Annotated in this window: 16 protein-coding genes and 2 pseudogenes; 8 read left to right on the forward strand and 10 right to left on the reverse strand. The window is 61.0% G+C overall.

From position 1 onward, the window contains the following. Positions 1 to 181: 181 nt before the first annotated feature. The 5 genes from AXW79_RS10600 to AXW79_RS10620 are packed head-to-tail and all read left to right on the forward strand — an operon-like array spanning position 182 to position 6673. Entirely contained in the window at positions 182 to 1402 is a 1221-nt protein-coding gene (locus AXW79_RS10600; protein WP_005316318.1) for a PAS domain-containing protein, read from the forward strand. 15 nt (positions 1403 to 1417) lie between these two features. Then, positions 1418 to 1789, forward strand: a complete 372-nt coding sequence (locus tag AXW79_RS10605) for an STAS domain-containing protein (RefSeq protein ID WP_085941662.1) — start codon at positions 1418 to 1420, stop codon at positions 1787 to 1789. 6 nt (positions 1790 to 1795) lie between these two features. Continuing rightward, positions 1796 to 2860, forward strand: coding sequence for an ATP-binding SpoIIE family protein phosphatase (locus AXW79_RS10610; protein ID WP_005316322.1), 1065 nt, complete (start codon positions 1796 to 1798; stop codon positions 2858 to 2860). Next, complete coding sequence (locus tag AXW79_RS10615; RefSeq protein ID WP_005316326.1) at positions 2861 to 5533, forward strand: response regulator; 2673 nt, start codon at positions 2861 to 2863, stop codon at positions 5531 to 5533. A gap of 9 nt (positions 5534 to 5542) precedes the next feature. Further along, on the forward strand, positions 5543 to 6673 hold the full coding sequence (locus AXW79_RS10620; protein WP_005316329.1) for a response regulator: 1131 nt from the start codon (positions 5543 to 5545) through the stop codon (positions 6671 to 6673). Here the strand turns inward: AXW79_RS10620 and AXW79_RS10625 are convergent. Then, entirely contained in the window at positions 6670 to 7350 is a 681-nt protein-coding gene (locus AXW79_RS10625; RefSeq protein WP_005316332.1) for a Dph6-related ATP pyrophosphatase, read from the reverse strand. The two genes, AXW79_RS10620 and AXW79_RS10625, sit on opposite strands and share 4 nt — an antisense overlap. 181 nt (positions 7351 to 7531) lie before the next feature. On the opposite strand from AXW79_RS10625, the pseudogene AXW79_RS10630 reads away from it, so the two are divergent. From AXW79_RS10630 to AXW79_RS10640, 3 genes and pseudogenes are all read left to right on the forward strand, one after another. After that, positions 7532 to 8844: pseudogene (locus tag AXW79_RS10630) on the forward strand (MFS transporter). A 142-nt stretch (positions 8845 to 8986) separates the two neighbouring features. Further along, positions 8987 to 9703, forward strand: a complete 717-nt coding sequence (locus AXW79_RS10635; RefSeq protein ID WP_005316335.1) for a MarC family NAAT transporter — start codon at positions 8987 to 8989, stop codon at positions 9701 to 9703. Positions 9704 to 9866: 163 nt separating this feature from the next. Next, a complete protein-coding gene (locus tag AXW79_RS10640) occupies positions 9867 to 10070 on the forward strand; it encodes a hypothetical protein (RefSeq protein ID WP_170321042.1) in 204 nt (67 codons plus the stop codon). Positions 10071 to 10195: 125 nt separating this feature from the next. On the opposite strand, the gene tldD is transcribed toward AXW79_RS10640, so the two are convergent. From tldD to AXW79_RS10685, 9 genes and pseudogenes are all read right to left on the reverse strand, one after another. Beyond that, complete coding sequence (gene tldD / locus AXW79_RS10645; protein ID WP_005316341.1) at positions 10196 to 11644, reverse strand: metalloprotease TldD; 1449 nt, start codon at positions 11642 to 11644, stop codon at positions 10196 to 10198. Positions 11645 to 11729: 85 nt separating this feature from the next. After that, positions 11730 to 12563, reverse strand: a complete 834-nt coding sequence (locus AXW79_RS10650) for a carbon-nitrogen hydrolase family protein (protein WP_005316344.1) — start codon at positions 12561 to 12563, stop codon at positions 11730 to 11732. A gap of 29 nt (positions 12564 to 12592) precedes the next feature. Then, a pseudogene (locus AXW79_RS10655) lies at positions 12593 to 12913 on the reverse strand (Dabb family protein). A 49-nt stretch (positions 12914 to 12962) separates the two neighbouring features. Next, the gene (locus AXW79_RS10660) at positions 12963 to 16862 is read right to left on the reverse strand and encodes a YhdP family protein (protein ID WP_005316347.1); all 3900 of its coding nucleotides are present in this window, start codon (positions 16860 to 16862) and stop codon (positions 12963 to 12965) included. Beyond that, entirely contained in the window at positions 16863 to 18332 is a 1470-nt protein-coding gene (gene rng / locus AXW79_RS10665) for a ribonuclease G (RefSeq protein WP_005316349.1), read from the reverse strand. 94 nt (positions 18333 to 18426) lie between these two features. Beyond that, positions 18427 to 19014: a Maf family protein gene (locus AXW79_RS10670; RefSeq protein WP_005316352.1), complete on the reverse strand. Its 588-nt coding sequence runs from the start codon at positions 19012 to 19014 to the stop codon at positions 18427 to 18429. A 100-nt stretch (positions 19015 to 19114) separates the two neighbouring features. Further along, complete coding sequence (gene mreD, locus AXW79_RS10675) at positions 19115 to 19600, reverse strand: rod shape-determining protein MreD (RefSeq protein WP_005316354.1); 486 nt, start codon at positions 19598 to 19600, stop codon at positions 19115 to 19117. Then, positions 19600 to 20490, reverse strand: coding sequence for a rod shape-determining protein MreC (gene mreC, locus AXW79_RS10680; protein WP_017412500.1), 891 nt, complete (start codon positions 20488 to 20490; stop codon positions 19600 to 19602). Before mreC ends, mreD begins: the two co-directional genes overlap by 1 nt. Positions 20491 to 20532: 42 nt before the next feature. Further along, entirely contained in the window at positions 20533 to 21573 is a 1041-nt protein-coding gene (locus tag AXW79_RS10685) for a rod shape-determining protein (RefSeq protein WP_005308111.1), read from the reverse strand. Between the last annotated feature and the right edge of the window lie 63 nt (positions 21574 to 21636).

Genomic DNA, 21636 nt, shown 5'->3' on the forward strand with positions numbered 1-21636 from the left:
AAACAGGGCTCGGTGGATAGCTCCCACCCTGTTTTGTCCCCTCGGAATAAACATCCAGCAACCGGAAGATGACAAGCCTCTTTTGACCCTTTATTCCAGCCGGAAGAGCCGGAGTGGGCTATAACTGCTTAGCACCCTTTATTGACATCAAAATCAACGACTCCCTCTCACTGGAGATGCCATGGACGCGCACACTTCCTCTTCCAAGACCACCGGTTCGGCCCCTTCCCCTCATCAGGCCGGGATGGACGCCATCGATCAGGTGCTGGCCCGGCTCGAACTCTCGCCAGAGGGGCAGATCCTGGATGCCAACCCTCATTTTCTCACCATCATGGGCTACCCGCTGGATGAGCTAAAGGGCAAGCACCACGGCATGCTGCTCTCCCCGGATGAGGCTCAGTCTGCCACTTATGACACTTTCTGGGAGACGCTGCGCAGCGGCACGTCACAGGAAAGCGAGTTTCACCTGCTGGATAAACAGGGGCGGGATATCTGGATCCGGGGTGCCTGCAGCCCGGTTCTGGATGCCGAGGAGCAGCTGACCCGCATCATCGTCTACGCCATGGATCTGACCGGGCAGAAGCAGCTCACTGCCAGTTTCGAGGGCCAGCTCAATGCCCTGAGCCGGGTCATGGGAAAGGTGGAGTTCTCTCTGGATGGCACCATACTGGATGCCAATCCACGCTTTCTCGACATAGTGGGCTACCGGCTGGAGGAGCTGAAGGGCCAGCACCACAGGCTGCTGGTTGACCCGGACTACGCCCAGTCGGCGGATTACCGCACCTTCTGGGAAACACTGCGACGGGGCGAGTTTCTCGCAGGCGAATTCTGCCGGCTCGGCAAGCAGGGACAGGAGGTCTGGATCCAGGGATCCTACAACCCGGTGCTGGATCTGAACGGCAAGCCCAGCAAAATCGTCAAATTTGCCACCGACATAACGGCGCAGGTGGAGCAGCACCGTCAGCTCAAGCGTGCCATGGTGGAAGCGGAAGAGGCCGCCAGAGTTCGCGAGGAGCTGCACAAGTCGCTGCAGGAGATGTCTACTCCTGTCACCCCTATCTGGGACGGGATCCTGCTGCTGCCATTGGTGGGGATCATCGACTCAATGCGCACCGCCGACGTGATGAACAAGTCGCTCACCAAGATCGCCGAAACCCGGGCCCGGGTCTTCGTGCTGGATATTGCCGGTGTCGCTACCGTGGATACCGGCGTCGCCAACCAGCTGATCAAGATCACCAAGGCGACCCAGTTCATGGGCTGTGAGGCCATCATCTCGGGAGTCTCTCCCGCCATTGCCCGCACCATGGTGGAGCTGGGGGTGTCGGTCGGTGACGTCCGCACCACGGCAACCCTGAGAGATGCCTTCGAAATAGCGCTCAAACGGGTCGGTTCCACCCTCTAGGATGCGGCCATGACCATGCAGCTCAACAACGATCTTGGCATCGCCGATGTGGCCGACTGCATAGTGGTCAGCATGCGTCCCGATCTCGGTGACGATGGCATGCAGATGCTGATGCAGGCCCTCTCCCAGCGACTGGTACACGGGCGTCACCATGCCGTGTTGCTCGACTTCTCCGGCGTCATGCTGCTGGATCACCATGAATTCAGACAGGTACGCAAGCGGGCCGAGGTATGCCGCCTGTTAGGCGCCATCTGCCTGCTGGTGGGGCTCAATGCCGGGATCGCCGCGTCTCTGGCGCTGGCCGAAGCGCAGCCCGGGCCGCTGCGCTGCTTCATCGACATGGACGACGCCTTCGCCCACGTCCGCCATCTCAAGGGCGAGGAGTAAAGCGCCATGATGCAAGAGCATGCGACTCAGGAGGCCAACTATCCGCTACGCCACGATATCGATCTGCACCTGACTGTGATGGCGGTGCGTCGGCTTCCCTTTATCGCCAGCCTGTCTGACGTGGATCGTGCCATGCTCTCCACCGTGGTTTCCGAGCTTGGCAGCAATATCCTGAAATACGCCGGGCAGGGGGAGATCACCCTGACCCTCCATCACCCCAAGGGACGGGCCTGCATCGACATCATCGCCCGTGACAAAGGGCCCGGCATACCGGATGTGCATCAGGCCCTGCAGGATCACTACAGCACCTCGGGCACCCTGGGGCTGGGGCTACCCGGCGTGCGGCGCATGATGTCAGAGCTCACCATCAGCACACCACCGGAAGGGGGCACCCTGGTGCAGGCTCGAAAGTGGCTGGGCGCGGCACCCTCGACGATACGCCTCGCAATGCCAACCCAGTCATGGGGTCAGCCTGGTTTGAAACTGGCATGGGCCAGCGAAAACAGGCCCTGCTATCCGGAAAAGGTCTCCGGCGATCTGGTCTTTATCCGTCCCTCCCCCGACGGCGTCTTGCTGGTACTGATCGATGTCAGCGGCCACGGCACCTCGGCCAACAAGCTGGCACTGACACTGGAAGAGGCGCTGCAAAACACCCCTGAGCAGGAGCCGGCACCTCTGCTGCAGCTGTTGCACCAACACTGCATCGGTACACGGGGAGCGGCAGCTGGCATAGCCCTGGTCAACAGTGAACGGGGGGAACTGAGCTACGCCGGTATCGGCAACACCCGCATCTGTCTGCGCGGCCATGACCTCTGGCGCGGCATCTCCCGCGATGGAGTGCTGGGGGAGCGCTTCCCCACCCCCTTGCTGCAACGCCAGCCCATGGAGCCGGGGGATGTGCTGATGCTCTATTCGGATGGCATCAGCGAATCGCTCAACCTGCGTGACGGCGCACTGGATCTGGGGGAGGATCCCGCCATCCTGGCCCGTCAAGTCATAGACCACAGCGGCCGCAGCACGGACGATGCGAGTTGTATCGTGTTGCGGGTACAACCGGAGAAGGAGCGCTAGATGCGGCAGCGGATCGGTGATATCAGGCTCTCTGGCCCGGCGGCAGCCCTCACCGCCAGACGCAAGGTGATCCAGGTGCTCACCTGCATCGACAAGAACCCCACCTTCGTGGCGCCGCTGGCGGGTACCACCTCGGAGCTGGTGCGCCAGCTGACGGCGACCACCGACTCGCTGCAACTCCAGCTGTGGCTGGAAAGCCATACGCAGGAGCTGTGGGTCTCCCTCTCGGCGGACGAGCCACTGCAGCACAGCCCGTCCGGCGCTGCCCATGGCAACATTCGGCTGGTTCCTCACTCTGACACTGACATCGCCCTGGTATGCCACCTGCCGCACTGGCCCGATGACGCTCTGCTGTTGCAGATGCAGATGCAGCAGCAGTTCGCCGAACCGACCCGGGATGAGCTGTTCGCCGTGATGCAGACCAAGAATCAGGAGCTGGAGCAGGCCTATGAGCTGGCAGAAAGCGCGACCCGGGCCAAGAGCGATTTTCTCGCCAACATGAGCCACGAAATCCGCACCCCCATGAACGCCATCCTGGGCATGGCCCACCTCGCCCTGCAAACCCGACTCGATCCGCAGCAAGCCGACTATGTGGGCAAGATCCAGCGCTCGGCCCAGCACCTGCTCGGCATCATCAACGATATCCTCGACTTCTCCAAGATAGAGGCGGGCAAGCTGGATCTGGAGCAGATCGAGTTCGATCTCGACCATGTGCTGGAAAATCTGGCGACCCTGGTGGGCGAGAAGGCCGAAGCCAAGGGCATAGAGCTGCTGTTCGAAGTCGACCACCAGCTCGACACCCTGCTCTATGGCGATCCCCTCAGACTTGGCCAGATCCTGATCAACTACGCCAACAATGCGGTCAAATTCACCGAGCAGGGGGAGATACTGGTCAAGGTCACTTGCCTGGAAAAACTGCCTAAGGAGGTGCTGTTGCACTGTTCGGTGCAGGACACGGGGATCGGCATGAGCCAGGAACAGCAGCAGCGGCTGTTCCAGTCTTTCCAGCAGGCGGACAGCTCCACCACCCGCAAATACGGCGGCACCGGCCTCGGGCTCGCCATCTCCCGCGAACTGGCGGCACTGATGGGGGGTGAGGTCGGCGTGCAGAGCGAACCGGGCAAGGGAAGCACCTTCTGGTTTACCGCCCGACTCGGCCGTGGCAGATACAGATCACGCTATCTGCCGAGTCTGGACCTGCGTGGGCGCCGCATGCTGGTGGCCGACGACAGTGCCAGCGCCCGCACCATACTGGCTGCCCTGCTGCGCAGCATGAGCTTCGTGGTGGACACCGCCGAATCGGGTCAGCAGGCGTTGCAGATGATCGCCAGCGCCGAACAGGAAGGTAACGCCTATGAGGTGGTGCTGCTGGATTGGCACATGCCGGGGCTGGATGGCATAGAGACGGGGCGCCGCCTCATTGCCCGCGGCCTTGGCAAGCGGCTCTATCGGGTCATGGTGACGGGTTATGGGCGGGAAGAGGTCTTTCGCGAAGCCCAGTCCGCCGGCTTTGACCGGGTGCTGGTCAAGCCGGTGTGTGCCTCAGTGCTGTTCGATACCATCATAGGGCTGTTTGGCCATCAAACCACTGCGATCACCTTGAAGCCCCCCCAGCCCACCCACAGCTATCGCTTCGACGGACTCCGCATACTGCTGGCAGAAGACAACGAGCTGAACCAGCAGGTGGCGATGGAGCTGCTGCGAGCGGTGGGAGCCGACGTCAGCATCGCCGGCAATGGTGCCATTGCCCTGCAAATGGCGGCGCAACAGCCATACGACCTGATCCTGATGGACATGCAGATGCCGGTGATGGATGGACTGGCCGCCACCCGTCAACTGCGCCAGCAAGAGAGCGATGGGCACCAGATCCCGATCCTTGCCATGACGGCCAATGTCATGGCCGGTGACAGAGAGCGCTGCCTGGCAGCGGGTATGGATGACCATATCGCCAAGCCCATCGACCCCGACAAGCTCTATGCCGCCCTGCAACGCTGGGTGCCCGCCTTCAGCCGTGAAACCGATGCAACACGCAAGACTTCACCCTCACCACAGGACATGCCTTTACTGCCGCAGCTAAAGGCGCTCGGGCTCAATGCCGAGGCAGCTCTGCAACGGCTGATGCACAACTGGGAGTGGTATCAGGACCTGCTGCAACGGTTCGCCCAACAGGGAACCCAACCCATGCAGAGCCTGATCACCGCCCTGCAGACAAACGACAGGGAGGAAGCCCATCGGCAAGCCCATACCCTCAAAGGGATTGCCGCCACTCTGGGTGCCGATCCACTGCGAGATATCTCGGCCAGGCTGGAGAGTGCGCTCTCCCGCGGAGACGACACCACCAGCCTGCTACCGCTGGCCGAACAGGGGCTGCAGATGCAACAGCAACTGAGCGATGGCGTGCTGGCCCTGCTGCCCACCCAGACAGCCCCTGGCCTGCCGGAGCAAGAGCCAACAGACATAGCGCCCCTGCTGGCGCAGCTGACCCAACTGCTGGTGGAAGATGATGCAGAAGCTCTGACCCTGTTCCAGCAACATCAGAAACAGCTGACTGGACAGCTGGGAGAAACAGCATCGACGATGGCAGACGCCATGACCCGCTTCCGTTTTACGGATGCACTGGCACACCTGCAACAAGTCCGGGCCCTCAGGCCCGATCTGTTCAACCAAGAGTGAGGCACCACTATGCTCAACTTGCTGGATCCCGACACCAAACCCACACTGCTGGTGGTCGATGACACCCCTGAAAACCTCTCCCTGCTCAGCGCCCTGCTGGGCCCGCACTATCGGGTCAAGGTTGCCATCAGTGGCCAGCGGGCGCTGGAGATACTGTCATCAGGCACCCGGGTGGACCTGATCCTGCTCGATGTGGTGATGCCCCAGATGGATGGCTATCAGGTGATGCAGGCACTGCAGGAGATGCCGCAGGCGCGGCATATTCCGGTGATTTTCCTGACCGCCAAGGTAGAGGAGAGCGCAGAAGCGCACGGACTGGCACTCGGCGCCGTGGACTATATCCACAAGCCTATCTCTCCCGCCATCGTACTGGCCCGCGTCAGAAACCACCTTGAACTGAAAGCTGCACGTGATCTGCTCCATGACCAAAATGCCTATCTGGAACAGGAGGTGGAACGGCGCACCCGTGAAAACGAGCTGATCCAGAACATCACCATCCACTCCCTCGCCTCTCTGGCCGAGACCCGGGACAACGAGACCGGCAACCACATACTGCGCACCCAGCACTATGTGAAGCTATTAGCGGAAACCCTGTGCGATCACCCTCGCTTTCGTGCAGAGCTGACCCCAAAGACCATAGATCTGCTGTTCAAGTCTGCCCCCCTGCACGATATTGGCAAGGTCGGCGTACCGGACCGGATCCTGCTCAAACCCGGCAAGCTGGATGCGGATGAGTTCACCCAGATGAAGCACCACTCCATCCTCGGCAAGGAGGCCATAGTCCACGCCGAGGAAGCGCTGGGGGTGGAGGTCGAGTTTCTGCGACTGGCCAAGGAGATCGCCTGCTACCACCACGAGAAATGGGATGGCACCGGCTACCCCTACGGTCTGATGGGGGATGAGATCCCCCTGTCGGCCCGACTGATGGCGCTGGCAGATGTGTACGATGCCCTGATCAGCAAGCGGTGTTACAAGGCGGCCATGTCCCATACGGAGGTGGTCCCCATCATATTGGCGGGGCGCAGCAGTCACTTCGATCCCGACATCACGGATGCCTTCGCCCGCATCCACCTGCTGTTTCACGAAATTGCACTGCGCTACAACGATGACAAGGGCGAACAGGAGGCCAACCTCGACTAGGCGGCGGAGTGCGCAGGCAACAAGTCAGTGAAGATGAAGCCGTCCCGCTCCACCGTCTCTCCCACGTACATCGCCAACGGGCGCAGAAACATGGGACCATCATAGGCCAGGGTGTGAAACTCGCCGTTCTCGCCGCACGGATCCACCCCTTGCGGCAAGGCCGCCAGCAGGGCAGGATCGAAATCGTGACCACTCAGACTGGCATCCAGCTTTTTCGGGTCAAGGGAGCTGATCCTGGCCCTCAGCCCCGCCGCCATCATTTGCTGAGCCAGCTCGTCCGTCTTGCTGCCCCACAACGGGAACAAGGGTTCTATGCCCGTTCCCACCAGCTGTTTCTCCCGATAGGCGCGCACATCCTCGAGGAAGAGGTCGCCAAACGCCATGTGGCGGATCCCCTGCGCCACCACGCTCGCGATGAAGCCGGTCATGATGCGGGCGTAATCCTCATTGGTGCAGGGCCAGGGCAGATCGAGGGTGGTCAGCGGCAATCCCACACACTCGGCCTGCTGCATCAGCAACTGCTTGCGCACCCCGTGCATGGCCACCCGCTCGAAAGCCTGATTGAGGGTGGTAAACAGCCCCACTACCTCGATGGCCGGATCCTGCTGCAATCTGTGCAGTGCCCAGGCGCTGTCCTTGCCACTGCTCCAGGAGAGCAGCACCTTTGTCTTCGTCATGATTTCTCCCATTGTGTCTTCGTCATGATGTTGCCGGTCTTGCTGCACCAAAAAGCTGCAAGACTGTATTGCGAATTGTGCGATTTACATACCGGGATGCAAAAGCATACCCTCGGTAATGAGCGTTTCCCCTGAAAGGATGGGGAACAATAACTAAAAAAACGATGGGAAACATAAGGATATGACGACAGTCACGCAAACTTACGACCACAGCCGCCCCCTCAACCGACAGGATTACAAGACACTGAGCCTGGCAGCCCTCGGCGGAGCCCTCGAATTCTACGATTTTATCATCTTCGTCTTCTTCGCCGTGGTGATCGGCGAGCTGTTCTTCCCGGCCGATATTCCCGAGTGGCTGCGCCAGTTCCAGACCTTCGGCATCTTCGCCGCCGGCTATCTGGCTCGCCCCCTTGGCGGCATCATCATGGCCCATTTTGGCGATCTCATCGGCCGCAAGCGGATGTTTACCCTGAGCATACTGCTGATGGCGCTGCCCACCCTGATGATCGGCCTCTTGCCCACCTATGCGGTACTGGGCATAGGCGCACCGCTTGCCCTGCTGGGTTTGCGCATACTGCAAGGAGCCGCCATCGGTGGCGAAGTACCGGGCGCCTGGGTGTTCGTGGCGGAGCATGTGCCCGCCGGGTCGGGCTCGCCTGTGGCACCCTCACCGCCGGACTGACTGCCGGCATACTGCTCGGCTCCCTCATCGCCACCGCGGTCAACAAGAACCTGACCCCGGCCGAGGTAAGTGAGTGGGGCTGGCGGGTTCCCTTCCTGCTGGGGGGCATCTTTGGCATAGTCGCCATGTATCTGCGCCGCTGGCTGCACGAAACCCCTGTCTTCGCCGAGATGCAGGCCAACAAGGCGCTGGCGGAGGAGCTGCCGCTCAAGACGGTGCTGCGCAGCCACAAGGGCAGCGTGGTGATCTCCATGCTGCTGACCTGGCTGCTCTCCGCCGGTATCGTGGTGGTGATACTGATGACCCCCACCTATCTGCAGAAGGTACATGGCATCAGCCCGGCCGATGCCCTGACCGCCAACTCTCTGGCCATCCTGGCCCTGACCCTGGGCTGCATCGTCTATGGCAGGCTGATCGATGCCCTCGGCAGCGGCCCCACCTTCATGCTGGGCTCATTGCTGCTGGCAGGTTCCAGCTACGCCTTCTATCACGGTCTGGTCGCGGGCACAGAGCAGCTGGTACCGCTCTACATGCTGGCGGGCTTCGCGGTCGGAATTGTCGGGGCCGTGCCCTACGTCATGGTCAACGCCTTCCCGGCGGTAGTGCGCTTCTCGGGATTGTCGTTCTCCTACAACGTGGCCTACGCCATCTTCGGCGGCCTCACCCCCATGCTGGTGACCCTGTGGATGAAGAACGACGTGCTGGCTCCCTCCCACTATGTGGTGAGTCTGTCGGCACTCGGCTTTGCCATCGGTGTGCTGCTGTGGTTGCAACAGCGCAACCAGCGGCAGACGGCGCCACAAGCCGCCTGACCAACGAAAAAGCCCCGGACATCTTCGGGGCTTTTTTATTGTCCTTGTGTTCAGTACGGCCGACATAGGATAGCCTCCCCCTTAGGGCCAGGCGAATACCGGGCTCCAGACTGTCACCCAATTCCGTTATCCGAGGCTCAAGATGTTCTTTCAAGTCGTATTTCTCGCCTTGCTGGCGCTGCTGCCCATGGTCAACCCGCCAACCACGGCCACCCTGCTATTGGGGCTGAGCAAGGGCATGTCGCGGGAGCATGTGCGCCGCCAGGTCAACCTGGCGGCTATCTATCTGTTTTTCACCCTCTGCATCACCTTCTTTATCGGCTCCTCCATTCTGGATCTGTTCGGGATATCCATTCCAGGCTTGCGGCTGGCAGGGGGTCTCATCATCGGCTTTATCGGCTTTCGCATGCTGTTCCCAGCCCCCAGTCAGACCAACGGGGTCGATATCAACCAGAGCATCGCCTTCGTGCCACTGACCATGCCCAGCATGTGCGGGCCGGGTACCATGGCGCTGGTGATCAGCGGCGCTGCCCAGATTGCCGAGCTGCCCGACGAGTACAACCGCCTCACCATCTACGGCGCCATGGTCACAGCGTTTGCCCTGATGAGTCTGATCAGCTGGGGCGTATTGAAGCTGGCGGATCCGGTCTGCAAGATCCTCGGCGCTACCGGCATCGATGCCATGACCCGGATCATGGGTTTTCTGCTGGTGTGCATGGGCATGCAATTCTGTATCAACGGCATCAAGGAAGTGGCACAGGATCCTGTCTTCCACGGCGCACACTCGATACACACCACGCCTTCCTTGCCATCCCTGCCAGACACCCCTGATCAACGACAGGAGCCGCGCCACCCCTGACTGAAAACGGTGTCAAAAAACCTCACAAATCGCCACTGATCTTGCGCCTGATCATGTTATTGATACACAAATGAGTTAGTGTGTTTTTCATACAGATTCAGTTCAGAGATCAGTTGTTAGCTTTGCAGACAGGCGCCCACTTACTTCAGGAGATGTGCAAATGATGGAAAAGATGCTGACCGAAATTGGAAGCTACAGCCTGTTTCATGAATATCTGAATGTAGTTGGTGTAGCCAGCCCAGCCCTGGCCCGGATAAAAACCCGATGGGAGTACAAAAAAAGCGATCGTCTGGTGGCCCAAATCAGGGTCGACCAACAAGGCAATGCCCGCTTCTACATCGATGCCAGAGCCATATCGGTCAACTGACCCTGTCACTCGTATCCAGCAGCCCCGGCCAGTCGCCGGGGCTTTTTGTTGTCTGGCTTGCACTACCCAAAACAATGACCCCGGCACATGGCCGGGGTCATTGACAACGTAGTGGGTTAAACCCCTTACTGGGTGCCGCCCACTGTGAGTTGATCCAGCTTGAGTGTGGGCTGGCCGACACCGACCGGCACGCTCTGCCCCTCTTTGCCGCAGACGCCGACACCACGATCCAGTGCCAGATCACTGCCCACCATGGAAACCAGACTCATGGCTTCCGGACCATTGCCTATCAGGGTCGCGCCCTTGATGGGGGTGGTGATCTTGCCATCCTCGATGAGGTAAGCCTCGGAGGCGGAGAAGACAAACTTGCCGGAAGTGATATCCACCTGACCACCGCCGAAGTTGGGAGCATAGATACCCTTCTTCACCGAGGCGATGATCTCCGCCGGATCGTACTGACCCGCCAGCATATAGGTGTTGGTCATGCGCGGCATCGGCATGGCGGCGTAGGATTCGCGGCGGCCGTTACCTGTGAGCGGAACCCCCATCAGGCGGGCGTTCTGCTTGTCCTGCAAGTAACCCTTGAGGATGCCGTTCTCGATCAAGACGTTGTAGCCGCCCGGCGTCCCTTCGTCATCGATGGAGACGGAGCCGCGCCGACCCGGCAGTGTGCCGTCATCGACTATGGTGCAGTGCTTGGAGGCCACCTGTTCGCCGATGCGGCCGGCAAATGCAGACGAGCCCTTGCGGTTGAAGTCCCCCTCCAGGCCATGGCCCACGGCCTCGTGCAACAGCACGCCGGGCCAGCCGGCACCGAGTACCACCGGCATGGTACCAGCGGGAGCATCAATGGCCTCCAGGTTGACCAGCGCCTGACGCACGGCCTCGCGCACATAGCCAAAAGCGCGGCTCTCCAGCCCGTCCAGCTCCAGGAAATAGTCATAACCACAACGACCACCACCACCGGCGCTGCCACGCTCGCGGCGCTCACCTTTCTCGGCGATGACGGTCACCGACAGCCGAACCAGGGGGCGTATATCAGCAGCGAGCGTACCGTCGGTGGCTGCCACCAGTATCTCTTCATAGACACCGCTGATGGAGGCCATCACCTGATTGATAACGGGATCAAGACTGCGGGCGAACTTGTCCATCTGCTCCAGCAAGGCAATCTTCTGGTGCTTGTCGAGGGTCTGCAGGGGATCCATGGCCGGATAGAGCAGGTTGGCCTCTGTACGAGCCCAGGCCTTCACATTGCCCTGGGCACCGGCAGCGGCAATGCCGCGGGCAGCAGTGACCGACTGTTGCAGCGCCAGCAGGCTCAGCTCGTCGGAGTAGGCAAAGCCGGTTTTCTCGCCACTGACAGCGCGTACCCCGACCCCTTGGTCGATGTTGTAGCTGCCATCCTTGACGATGCCGTCCTCCAGCATCCAGGACTCGTGCCAGCTGCGCTGGAAATAGAGATCGCCGAACTCCACCTGGTGGCTCATCAGGCTGCCGAGCAGTTGCTGCAGCCGCCCTTCGTCGAGGTCGTTCGGGGCCAACAGGGAGGCACTAACCTGGCTCAATAGACTCAATCTTTCTCTCCACTCCCGATCCGGGATTTCACAATAAGATCCCATGCCATAGGCGGCATGGGTCAGCACGCGGGGCGTGCCTTGTTCATTCGTTGTCAGAGACCTGACCCGCCGACAACAGGCGGGCGTGCTGCAGCACTGGCATGGTTCGCTTCAATTCGTCGCCCAGCTCGGGATCCATGGCAGCCAGCACGGTCGCGCGGCCCGACGGCTGGCATGCCAGCACCCTGCCCCAAGGGTCGATCACCATGCTGTGGCCCCAGGTATGGCGCCCGGTTTCATGGGTGCCCCCCTGATTGGCAGCCACCACATAGCACTGATTTTCGATGGCGCGGGCCCGCAGCAGCGGCTCCCAGTGCGCCTCGCCGGTCACGGCAGTAAAGGCGGCAGGCACCAGCAACACCCTGGCACCGGCGCGTGCCAGCTGGCGATAGAGTTCGGGAAAGCGCAAATCATAACAGATAGAGAGGCCGAGGGGACCAAAGGGGGAGTCTATCAGCACGCAGTCCTGACCAGGACTGAACGTCTCCGACTCTCGATAGCGCCCCTGATTGTCGGCGACGTCCACATCGAACAGGTGGATCTTGTGGTAATGACCCTTGAGCTCCCCTGCCGGGTCAAACACCAGCGAGCTGGTATGGATATGCGCCGAACCGGGAATGGCAGTGGGCATGGCACCAGCCACCAGCCAGATGCCGTACTCTTTGGCCCAGGCAGCCAGTTGCTGCTGGATAGGCCCCTCACCGATCCGTTCAGCACCATCGAGATAGCCCTGCCGCTCGCCAAACAGGGCAAAGTTTTCCGGCAGCAGTACCAGCAAGGGACGCCCGGCTGGCAGCGCCGCCAGCTCGGCGGCGATCTGCTCCCGGTTATCCTGCCAGTGACGGCCGGATACCAGCTGTATTGCGGCTAACCACATGACGCGCTCCTTGTCCTTGGTGCAAGCCGTCAGAGGCTGACAGCGTCTTTGGCTTGCAGTGTGTAGTCCAGCACTATGATACGGTCCAGCACGGGACGGAAGATGGCCTTGAGGGCCTCGTGATCCGGATGGGGCAGGTAACGCTGGCGGGCCGCCTCGTCCGCAAAGGTCATCAAGACGCTGTGGGTAAAGCCTTCGGCGCGCCCCTAGGGGCTGTCATTCTGCCCCCACTCGACCGCCACCACGCCATTGACCCTGGCGGGTATGTCGAGAAAAGCCGCCCTGACAGCGGCAATATCGTCAGCCTGGGTGCCCGCTTTGAAGGCAATCAGCAGAATATGTCGGATCATGGCTCTCTCCTTGAGCGTAAGCAGGTCGAGACAAGGGATGGCGCCAGCATCAGGGCTGACGGGGACTCCCTGGTTGCGGGTTCAGCAGGAAGGGGGTGACTTCGGCGGCAGGCAACTTGGGCGCTACCGTATCCACCGCCTGTTTCTGCTGCTGGTTGAGCTTGATGCGGGCTCTATCTCGTCCGGCCTCGATCAGCTTGGGATTGTCCAGCGGCCCCTCAACCCTAAAATCGATGCGGGTCACCACATCCACCACTGGCTCCAGCAGTTTGGAGAGGGCCAGCACATAAAGACCCGTGATCGGCGTCAGCGAGAAGGCCGCCACCACCGGCAGGGTGCCGCCCAGATTGGGGGAGAAGCTCAACTCGTAGTCAAGCCGCCAGCGCACCAGATCGGCGATGCCTTCACCACGCAGGTTACCCGCGGCCCCCTTCATGTAGAAGTCCTTGTTATCCATCACCCCCTGCTTGATCTTGGCCGAGGCGGACATGGATTCGAAGTAGAAGCCCTTGTCGAACACATCGCGAAAATCGAGCCGCAACTTGCGCAGCAGTGAGTCGAGACTGAGCAGGGAGAGCAGTCGTGCCCCCTTGTCATTGACCTCCCGCAGCGTGCCCCCTTCCAGTTGATAGTTGGCGCTGCCAGCCAGGGTCGGCAGGCTCAGTCGGTAGGGCACATCATTCCAGCTCAGATCCAGTGCCATCTTGCCGGGCGCATCGCCAATGGGTGAGGTATAGCCGATCCGTTTTAGAAGCAATTCACTGTTTTTACTGGTGATTTTGGCGATGGCATGGGTCTGCATCCGGCCTGGCTCAGCCAGCCAATCCACTGTGCCCGTCAGCTGGCTCCCCGCCAGCCGCATATCCAGCCCCTTGAGGGTCAGCTTGTTGGCCCCGGGGAGCAGCTCTCCCTTCACCTCGCCGAGCGGCAGTTCGCCGAAGCGGCAATCCACGCAGCTGAAGGTGAGCCAGGGAATGGCATCCATGATGGCTTTGTCCTGCCGCGCATCAGGCTCTGGGCTCAGATCCGAACTCTTGCCGGACCAATGGATGCGGGCGAATTTGGCATCGATGGGCTGGCGATCAGTCACCGGCAGGCGGATCACCCCCATGACGTCCGGGCTGTCGATCATCACCTCTGTGGCGTCCTTGACCGGGCCTACGGTGAAGTGTACCGCCTTGAGATTGGCACTGCCGATATCGGCGCGGGCCAGCTGGCCATCCACCCACCACTCCTGCGGCAGGAAAGGAGGGCCAACCACGGCACCGCCGCTCGGCGCACTGCTCGCAGGCACCCACTGTTTGAGTCTGGCCAGCCAGCCAGCCACATCGGCCTGTTGCTGGTTGATGGCAAGCAGCATGGGCTTGTCCCGTAGCACCCGAGCCCCCGGCTGGCCTATGTTCACCCTGACCCGGCTGAGGTAAGGAACCCCGTCCCCATAAACCAGCCGGCTCTGCAAATCCACATCGGCCCCCAGCACGGCGCGAATGTCGGCACTGCCGTCACGCCCACGCACTGTCACCTTGAGCGGTAATCGGCTGTTGGCGGTCTTGGTCAGGGGGAGTGGCAGATCCAGCGCCATGCCCTGCAGGTTGGAATCCATCGCCAGCTGGAAGCTGAACGGTTTGTCATTGGGCAGGGTCAGCCCCAGGGTACCGGCCCAGTTGCTGCGCCCCTTGAGGATATCGAGGGCGGGAATCTTGCGCTGCTCGCGGCGGCTGTCCCACTGTCCCTTGAACTTGAGATCCACCTGATAGCGGTTCGGCAGCTGTTTGCCCTGATAATCCAGGGTCAGCGGCTGGTTCCACAGGCTGGCCTTGAGGTTGCTGAACCGGGTCTGCTCGTTGTCATATTCGAGGCGCCCCTGTACCTGCTCCAGCGGCAGATCCAGGCTGGCGACCCGCACCTTGTTGTTGTTGAACAAGGCATCGCCGCTCGCCTTGACCTCGCTTTCACCATCGAGGGGAATATCCAACTTGACCGACCCCTTGAGCGGGCCCCGGATCTCTATCTCCCGCAACGCCTGACCGACGGAATCCCCTAGCGGAGAGTCCTGCAGGTAGTCGCTGATGGCCTTGCCCTCACCCTCTACCTTGGCATCCACATAGAGATGTGCGCCGGGATAGAGATCCGGGATCCAGGCATGGACCGAGTCGGAGCTGGCCTTGCCAAGGTGGGTGGAACGGCTGTTCATGTCGAGACTGGCGTTCTGGAACAGCAGATCGATCTGCAGGTCGGTGAGGGGTTGCCAACCGGGGAAGAACTGGAACGTCGCCTGCTCGAGCGGAACCGCCACCTGGAAGATGCCCTCGCCCTTGCTGTAGGGGAAATCCTTGAACTCGCCGTACCAGAGCAGGTCGGCGCCCTTGGCCTGACCCCCCTTGATGGCGCCGCTCAGGTAATCCACCAGGCTCTTGTCCATCACCTGCAACGGGTAGTAGCGATCCGCATTGCCCGCATTCTTGACGTCGATGCGGCCTGTCAGCGCGAGGAAAGTATGTTCGAACAGATCCATCCTGAAGCGGCTCTCGAGGCGCAAATCCGGGTTGTCCAGCGCCACATCCTGACCATAGAGCACCCAGCCCTGCGGGACTTGCCACCAGTCGAGCCGTGCCGAGAAGCTGTCCACCGGGATCGGCTCCTTGAAGTGGCGGGCCGGATCCACCTTGTCATTGGCAAGGGCCAGTCGGGCACTGCCCCCCGTCGGGGTCAGCCAGAATTCGCCATTGAGATCCTGCACGCCGGGCACATCCTGCCAGGCGCTGACCTTGATGTGGGATAGCCGGCCGCTGAGAGAGAGCCCACGCCAGCCGGCATCGGCCTGCAAAATGAGATCCTGCAGCTGACCCTTGGGCTGGGTGCGCTTGAGGGTCTCGGTCAGTTCGGGGTAGAGACCCGATACCAGCTGGCTCAGGTTGGCGACCTGATCGAGATCGATGGCAGGCACATAACCCTGGATGCGGGAGCCAACCCGTTCGAGCTGCAAGCGGCTGCGCAACCAGGGTTTGCCATCGAGCTTGAAGGTCATGTCATGGCTGGCGAGCTGCCACTCCTCACCATCCCGGCGCAGCTGGATCTTGCCCCCCTGCAGGCCGAGGCGGTGCATGACATCCTGCTTCTCATCCTTCCAGATCAGGTAGTTGTCGCCAAACGCCAGCAGGGACTCTCCCAGCTGACCGTCGGCAAATTCACTCCAGAGCTGGAAATCGAGCTGGCCGGCGACCTTGGGCTCACCGGCGTGGATCCGCGCCAGCATTGGGCTGACGTCGAACTGGCTGGCGCCGAGATAGAGCTGGCCCCGCAAGCGATCGAGCCGTACCTCGGGGGTATCCACATCCAGGATGAGATCTATGGTGCTCTCGCCCACCCCGTTGATGAGATAGGCCTTGCCGACCCCCTGATGGCGTTTGCCGCGGTTCTGCCAGCGCAGTTGGGCGATATCGAGGGCCCGCACTTCCCCCAGCGCCGTCGTCAGGCTGAGGCGGGTATCGTGAATATCGAACGTGGATAGCTGGGTGAGCAAGAAGCGCAGCAACGCCTGTTGCTGATCGACGCCGCCACGGGTATCGGGCTCGGCGGACTGAGCCAGATCCAGCGCTATGTCGCCATCGCTCAGTATGAGCTGGCCGAACACAGGCCTGAGTTCATTGAGGGGGCGCCAGAAGTCGAGGTGAGCCCACACCTTGCCAAGACGCAGGGCGAAGCGACCCGAATCCGGCGCTATCGCCAGCTGTTGCAGCTCGAGCGCCGGGCCGCGCTGGGTCCAGTCCAGGCCTATGTGTTCAACACTGGCCTCCAGCTGATTGTCGGCCAGCAGGGCATCGAGCAGTGCCTGTCTGTGCTGATTGAGCAAGGGGCCGCCAAAGCGCACCAGACTGACCAGAATGGCCAGCAGCACGAAGAAGACCCCAAGGGCCAACCAGCCCCGACTCAACCAGCGATAGACCAATTACATCATCACCACATCAAACTGTTCCTGACCACAGAGGGGCTCACTCACCACCCTGACCTGCTTGCCGATGAACACCTCCAGCTCGGCGAGACTGTGGGACTCCTCGCCGCGCAGATAGTCGATCACGGCCGGTGCGGCGTAAACGGTGAACTGATCCGCATCATAGGCGCGGTTGACCCGGATGATCTCTCGCAGGATCTCGAAACAGACCGACTCCACCGTCTTGACCCGACCACGCCCCTTGCACTCGGGGCATTCGGAGCAGAGCACGTGCTCCAGGCTTTCGCGGGTGCGCTTGCGGGTCATCTCCACCAGACCAAGCTGGGAGAAACCGTTGACGTTGGTCTTGGCGCGATCCTTGGCCAGCGCCTGTTCCAGACTGTGCAGCACACGGCGACGATGATCTTCCGACTGCATGTCGATGAAATCGATGATGATGATGCCGCCGAGGTTGCGCAGACGCAGGTGGCGGGCGATGGCCGCCGTCGCCTCGACGTTGGTATTGAAGATGGTCTCTTCCAGATTGCGATGACCCACGAAGGCGCCCGTGTTGATGTCCACAGTGGTCATGGCTTCGGTCTGGTCGATGATGAGGTAGCCGCCGGACTTGAGCTCTACCTTGCGTTCCAGCGCGCGCTGGATCTCGTTCTCCACATCGTAGAGATCGAAAATCGGCGACTCGCCCGGGTAATACTCCAGCTTGCCGGCCAGCTCGGGCACGTACTCCTCGGTGAAGCGCTTGAGCTGATCGAAGCTCTGGCGTGAATCGACCCGGATCTTGTCCAGTTCGGCACCGACAAAGTCGCGCACCACCCGAAACGCCAGGCTGGGATCCTCGTAGAGGATCTTGCAGGGAGGATACTTGTGCTTGCGCTCCAGGATCTTGCGCCACAGGCGTTTCAGGAAGGCGGCATCCTGTTCCAGCTCCTGCTCACCCACCCCTTCGGCGGCGGTACGGATGATGTAGCCACCCAGATCGTCCACATAACCGGCCACGGTACGCTTGAGGCGCTCGCGCTCCGCTTCGGACTCGATACGCTGGGAGACACCGACGTGGGCGCTGCCGGGCATGAACACCAGATAGCGGGACGGCAGGGTAATGTCGGTGGTGAGGCGGGCCCCCTTGGTACCCAGTGGATCTTTCACCACCTGCACCATGATGTCCTGGCCCTGGCGCACCAGCTCGGCGATGTTGCCGGCCTGGAACTGCTCCTTCTCCTTCACCGCCACACACTCGGTGTGCGGCACTATGTCGGAAGCGTGCAGGAACGCCGCCTTGTCCATGCCGATATCAACGAAAGCCGCCTGCATCCCGGGCAGAACCCGACTGATCTTGCCTTTGTAGATATTGCCCACTATGCCACGCTTGGCCTGACGCTCTACGTGCACTTCCTGCAGCAGACCGTTTTCGACCAGGGCGACACGGGTTTCGGAGGGGGTGACGTTCACCAGCAGTTCTACCGACATAAGTTACCTTGCCTGTTCCAGTTTTGAATTCTATAAAGCCAATCCGGTACAACGCGCGCAAGGGAAAACGCAGCAGAGCACAGCTGACGAAAAATTATCGGATCTGTTCCAGATGATGCTTGATCAACAGATCCGTTTCCAGCAGGGGCAGACCGACAACGGCGCTGTAGCTCCCCTCAATCCGGCTGACAAACTTGCCGGCAATCCCCTGGATCGCATAGGCACCGGCCTTGTCACAGGGCTCGCCCGTGCGCCAGTAGGCTTCGATCTCGGCCTCATCCAGCTTGCGAAACGCCACATTGGTGGTGACCAGTCGCACATCGCAGCGATCCGGGGTAGCCAGCGCTACCGCCGTCATCACCTGATGCACCTTGCCGGAGAGCGCTTCCAGCATGTCTTTGGCGTCGAGCAGGTCGGAGGGCTTCTCGAGCACCCGATCACCCAGCACCACTATGGTGTCGGCGCCCAGCACAGGCAGCATGGTCGGGGCAGCCGCCACCCCGGCCATCGCCTTGTCTCGGGCGAGGCGACAGACATAATCCTGTGCCTTTTCACCCTCTTCACGCCGCTCTGGCACGTCCAGTCTGAGTACCTCGAAGCGGTAGCCCAGCTGGGCGAGTAGTTCATGGCGGCGGGGCGAGCCCGAGGCAAGATAGAGTTGCAGTTCGTTGTGCTTGTTCATATTCGCTTAATGAGATGAGGTAGAGTTGCAGTTCGCTGTGCTTATTCATATTCGCTTAATGAGCTGAGGTAAAGTTGTAGTTCGTTGTTTTTGCTCATATTCACTTGATATTGAAGCGACGGCGCACCTTGCGCAAGACCAGAAAAACCCAGGGCCATATTAGCATCGTGCTCAGGGTCGACCAAAAGTAGGCGAAATTGAGGCTGGCACGGCTGAACAGGTGCTCGGCCCAGAAGATGGTCACCTTGCCCACCAGCGAGAGACAGCCGATGATCAGCGCCTGTTGCCAGAGGGAGAAGTTGCGGATCTTCTGAAACTGGAAGGCCGCCAGATAGGTGGTGATGGCCATGGCCATGGCCCGCACGCCGAGCGTGCTGCCCAGCAGCACATCCAGCAGCAGGCCCGCCACCCAGGCGGAGCCGACATTGGTCCTGTGTGGCAAGGCCAGCGCCCAGTAGATGAGCACCATGGCGAGCCAGTCCGGACGGAAGGGTTCAAATTGAAAGGGAAGCGGCAGGATCGACAGGCACAGAGCCAGCAGGATCGAGATCCAGATCCAGATCCTGCCGCTGGCGGGTTCTAGCATCAGCGTGTTGCTCCCGCTGCCGAGGTTGCCGGCGCGGCTGGCGCCACGTCATCATCATGCACATCCGGTTTCTTGTCGGTCCACAGCAAGAGCAGGTAGCGCAATCTGTCCAGTGCCACCAGCGGCTTGGCTTCGACCTGAGCGAAGGGTTTGCCCTCCACATAGTCGGAGCGGGTCACGGTCGCTACCGGATAACCTTCCGGGAAGCGGCCACCGAGCCCGGAGGTGACCAGCAGATCGCCGACCTGCACATCCGTGTTGCGCGGCAGGTTGCGCAGCTCCAGCTTGTCCAGCTCGCCGCTGCCGGAGGCAATGGCGCGCAGGTCGTTGCGCAGCACCCGCACCGGAATGCCGTGGCTGGAGTCGGTCACAAGCAGGACGCGGCTGGTGGTGGACCCCACGTGCAGCACCTGACCTATGACCCCCTGATCGTTGATCACCGGCTGGCCGTTGTAGACGCCGTCCAGCGCCCCCTTGTTGATCAGCACCTGATGGCTGAAGGGGTCGGAATCAACAGACAGCAGCTCGGCCACCATCTTGCGGGACTCCTTGTGCACCGGCGAACCGAGCAGCTCACGCAGACGCTGGTTCTCGTGCTCCAGATGATCCATCTTGAGCAGGCGCGAACGCAGGGTGAACAGCTGTTGCTCCTGCTGCTTGGTCTGCTCGATAAGGCCTGCCCGGGTCTGCACCTGGGTCGACATGGTATCGAGCATGATACCTGGCGCATTGGCTATGTATTGCAACGGGCTGACAAGGGAACTGAGGTAGACGCGGACGTGGGTAAACACACCGAAGCGGGAGTCCGCTACGATGGCAGCAATGGAGATGATGACGGCGAGAAACAACCGTAACTGAAGCGAAGGGCCTCTACCAAAAATGGGTTTCATGAGTCGTCAAAAAAGAGCCGGCGCGCTGGCCGGCTTTGGGTCTTATTCGTAGTGGAACAGGTCGCCACCGTGCATGTCGATCAGCTCCAGCGCCTTGCCGCCGCCACGGGCCACACAGGTGAGGGGATCTTCGGCAACCACTACCGGTATGCCGGTCTCTTCCATCAGCAGACGGTCGATATCTTTCAGCAGTGCGCCACCACCGGTCAGCACCATGCCGCGCTCGGAGATGTCGGACGCCAGTTCCGGCGGAGACTGCTCCAGCGCCACCATCACGGCGGAGACGATACCGGACAGCGGCTCTTGCAGCGCCTCCAGGATCTCGTTGGAGTTGAGGGTGAAGCTGCGCGGCACACCTTCGGCCAGGTTGCGACCACGAACTTCGATCTCGCGCACCTCTTCGCCCGGATAGGCGGAGCCGATTTCGTGCTTGATGCGCTCGGCGGTGGCTTCCCCGATTAGGCTGCCATAGTTGCGACGCACGTAGCTGATGATGGCTTCGTCAAACTTGTCGCCACCGATCCGCACGGACTGGGAGTAAACCACGCCGTTCAGGGAGATGATGGCCACTTCGGTGGTACCACCACCGATATCGACCACCATGGAACCGGTCGCTTCGGAGACCGGCAAGCCGGCACCGATGGCGGCAGCCATGGGTTCGTCGATCAGGTAAACCTCACGGGCGCCGGCGCCCAGTGCGGATTCCTTGATGGCACGGCGTTCTACCTGGGTAGAGCCACACGGCACACACACCAGCACACGGGGGCTGGGGCGGAAATAGTTGTTGTCGTGAACCTGCTTGATGAAGTGCTGCAGCATCTTCTCGGTCACGTAGAAGTCGGCGATGACGCCGTCTTTCATCGGACGGATGGCGGAGATGTTGCCTGGGGTACGACCCAGCATCTGCTTGGCGGCATGACCGACGGCAGCGACCGATTTGGCGTTCCCGCGCTCTTGGCGAATGGCGACAACTGAGGGTTCGTTAAGGACGATCCCTTGATCTTTTACGTAGATCAGGGTGTTGGCAGTTCCCAAGTCGATCGACAGATCGTTGGAAAAGACGCCTCTGAGCTTTTTGAACATGGCTACGGGAAATCCTAAGAATTTGGAGGTGCAGAAAACCGGCTAACTTTACCAATGCCCACC

This window comes from Aeromonas salmonicida subsp. salmonicida (assembly GCF_001643305.1).
GTDB lineage: Bacteria > Pseudomonadota > Gammaproteobacteria > Enterobacterales > Aeromonadaceae > Aeromonas > Aeromonas salmonicida.